This is a genomic window from Polynucleobacter sp. 73C-SIWE (assembly GCF_018882465.1).
Classification (GTDB): domain Bacteria; phylum Pseudomonadota; class Gammaproteobacteria; order Burkholderiales; family Burkholderiaceae; genus Polynucleobacter.
On record NZ_JACVOK010000004.1, the window covers coordinates 1 to 381 of the forward strand.

At 53.0% G+C, this 381-nt stretch carries 1 pseudogene; it reads left to right on the plus strand.

Features of this window, described 5'->3' with window-relative positions:
• Positions 1 to 381: pseudogene (locus ICN17_RS10475) on the plus strand (hydroxymethylbilane synthase); the annotation flags it as partial.

A 381-nucleotide genomic window follows, 5' to 3' on the forward strand; every position in this document is an offset into this window, starting at 1 on the left:
AGCCCCTACGCGGTAATTTAGATACCCGCATGGGTAAGCTAGATCGTGGCGAGTACCAAGCCATTATTTTGGCAGCGGCTGGTTTAAAGCGCTTAGGACTCGAGAGTCGTATTCGAGCCTTCTTGCCGTACGATCCCTATACCCCCGCTGCTGGGCAAGGAGCCCTAGGTATTGAGACTCTCACTACCCATCCCCACATCAAAGACTGGTTAGCCCCTTTAAATGACATGCCAACACTCTTGGCAGTGTCTGCTGAGCGGATGGTCTCTCGCCAGTTAGGCGGTTCTTGTGAAGTGCCCTTAGCTGCCCATGCCACTTGGGATCAAAACCAACTGCAAATTCGCTCTTTTGTCGCGAGCACTGATGGCAAAGCCATCTGCC